The 3151-nt window shown below is 69.9% G+C and carries 1 protein-coding gene; it reads left to right on the forward strand.

Annotation, left to right across the window (positions count from 1 at the left end):
• Nucleotides 1-3126, forward strand: a 3126-nt coding sequence (locus ACWGIU_RS33950) for a S8 family serine peptidase (RefSeq protein ID WP_453711948.1), incomplete at its 5' end; no start/stop codon positions are given.
• Nucleotides 3127-3151: the final 25 nt, after the last annotated feature.

Raw genomic sequence — 3151 nt, forward strand, 5'->3', positions numbered from 1 at the left:
CAGCAGGCCAAGGCCAAGGGTGACGCCAACGTCACCGTCATGGTCGCGACCGCCCCCGGCCAGACCAAGCAGGTGGCGGACCAGCTCGGTTCGGTCCAGGGCGCCTCGGTGGGCCAGACGTACGACAACCTCGGTTACGTGCGCGCCACCCTCCCCACCGGCAAGGCCGACGCCGCGCTGAAGGCGGCCGCCAAGCTGTCCTCGGTGCACGGCATCGACCTGCGGCACGAGATCCAGCTGCCGGACCCGCGCCCCGAGGCGGACCGCGCGACCGACGCGGTGAAGACGACGGCCGCCGAGACCTACGCGGCGCCGGACAAGAACACCCCCGCGAAGAACCCGTACAACCCGTCCTTCGAGACCGGTGCGGTCGACTTCGTGGAGGCCAACCCGCAGGCCGACGGCCGCGGCGTCACCATCGGCATCATGGACTCGGGTATCGACCTCGGTCACCCGGCCCTGCAGAAGACCACCACCGGCGAGCGCAAGATCGTCGACTGGGTCACGGCGACCGACCCGATCACGGACAACGACGCCACCTGGCGTCCGCAGATCACCCCGGTCACCGCCAGCGGCGGCAGCTTCACCGCCGGCGGCCAGAGCTGGAAGGCCCCGGAGGGCAGCTTCCAGTGGAGCCGCTTCACCGAGTCCATCACCGCCACCGGTGACATGGCCGGCGACGTCAACCGCGACGGTGACACCACCGACCGGTTCGGCATGCTCTACGACGCCGCCGCCGGCACCGTCCGCGTCGACACCGACCAGGACGGCGACTTCACGAACAACGAGCCGATGAAGCCGTACAAGGACGGCTACCAGATCGGCTACTTCGGCACGGACAACCCGGCGACCGATGTCGCCGAGCGCATCCCGTTCGTGATCGAGATCCGCAAGAACGTCCCGATGGACCCGCTGGGCGGTGACTGGGTCGGCAAGAAGGCCGACTTCGTCAACGTCGGCATCATCGAGTCCGAGCACGGCACCCACGTCGCCGGCATCACCGCCGCCAACAGCCTCTTCGGCGGCAAGATGAACGGCGAGGCGCCCGGCGCCAAGCTCGTCTCCTCGCGCGCCTGCTCCTGGTCCGGCGGCTGCACCAACATCGCGCTGACCGAGGGCATGATCGACCTCGTCGTCAACCGCGGCGTGGACATCGTCAACATGTCCATCGGTGGCCTGCCGGCGCTGAACGACGGCAACAACGCGCGCTCCGAGCTCTACAAGAACCTCATCGACACCTACGGCGTCCAGCTCGTCATCTCGGCCGGCAACTCGGGCCCGGGCGTCAACACCATCGGCGACCCCGCCCTCGCGGACAAGGTCATCTCCGTGGGCGCGTCGGTCTCCAAGGAGACCTGGGCCGCCAACTACGGCTCCGGTGTGAGCGCGAAGTACAACATGTTCCCCTTCTCCTCGCGCGGTCCGCGTGAGGACGGCGGCTTCACGCCGACCCTCAGTGCCCCCGGCGCGGCCATCAACACCATCCAGACCTGGCTGCCCGGCGCCCCGGTGAAGGAGGCCGGCTACACCCTGCCGGCCGGTTACGGCATGCTCCAGGGCACCTCGATGGCCTCGCCGCAGGCGGCGGGCGCGAGCGCCCTGCTGATCTCGGCAGCCAAGCAGCACAACATCAAGCTGACGCCGGCCTCCCTGCGGGTCGCGCTCACCACGGCCGCCAAGAAGATCGCAGACGTCCCCGCGCACGCGCAGGGTTCGGGTCTGATCGACATCCCCGGCGCGTGGGAGTCCATCCAGCGCGACGCGAAGGCCGACGAATTCACCGTCAAGGCGCCGGTCGACACCGCGATCGACCAGTTCCTGAAGACCCCGGGCTTCGGCACCGGCCTGTACGACCGTGAGGGCGGCCTCAAGGTCGGCCAGAAGAAGGTCTACAACGTCGTCGTCACCCGCACCACGGGCGTCAAGTACGGCACCCGGCACGACCTGAGCTGGCGCAACAACGACGGCACCTTCAAGGTCGTCGGCGGCTACGACTACGTCACCCTGCCGCTGAACAAGCCCGTCACCATCAAGGTCGAGGCCAACGCCAAGTCGGCCGGCGTCCACAGCGGCATCCTGCAGCTGGACGACGAGACCACCGAGGGCATCGACAAGCAGATCCTGACGACCGTCGTGGCTTCCGCCCCCCTGGCCGCGCCGTCGTTCTCCCTGTCGCAGTCCTCCTCGGTGCAGCGCAACTCGCACAAGTCGTACTTCGTGACCGTGCCGCCGGGCGCGAAGAGCCTCGAGGTCGCCCTCGGCGGTCTCGCGGCGGGCGCCCAGACGCGCTTCATCGCGATCCACCCGTACGGCGTGCCGGTCGACCCGACGGCCACGACCAACTGCTACCCGAACTACGCCAACCCGGCCAACACCTGCCGCCCCGACGTGCGCTCGTACCCCGAGCCGACGCCGGGCGTCTGGGAGATCGAGGTCGAGGCCCGTCGTACGTCGCCGGTGCTCGACAACCCGTTCAAGCTGGACGTCTCCGTGCTCGGCGCGGCCTTCGACCCCGCGGTCAAGGTCCTGCCCGAGGTGAAGCAGGGCACCCCCGCCCCGGTCCAGTGGAGCGTCAAGAACGCGGGCGCGGCCATCTCCGGCGGCAAGCTCGTCGGCGGTCCGCTCGGCTCCGCGAAGGTCGCCAAGCCGACCATCGCGCCCGGTGAGACCCACTCCACCGAGATCGCGGTGCCCGCGGGCACCTCGCGCCTCGACGTCGCGATCGGCAAGGTGTCCGACACCGCCGCCGACCTCGACCTGGAGGTCTACAAGGACGGCGTCAAGGTCGGCTCGGCCGCCGACGGCGACTCCGAGGAGGCCGTGAGCCTGGTGAACCCGGCCGCGGGCACCTACACCGTCAAGGTGATCGGCTACGCGATCCCCTCCGGTTCCACCACGTACGACTACCGCGACGTGTTCTTCTCGGCCGCCCTGGGCACCGTCCAGGTCGACGAGGCCGCCGCGGTGGACCTCGCCACCGGCGCCACCGCGCAGGTCTCGGCGAACGTCCTGGTCACCAGCCCGGCCCCCGAGGGCCGGCAGTTCTTCGGCCAGGTCCAGCTGCTCAACGCCCGCGGCACCGCCGCCGGCACCGGCAGCGTGCAGATCGAGAAGGTCCTCCCGTAGGACCCGCAGGTGCGGAAACCCGAGG

The organism is Streptomyces sp. NPDC054840, from assembly GCF_053611065.1.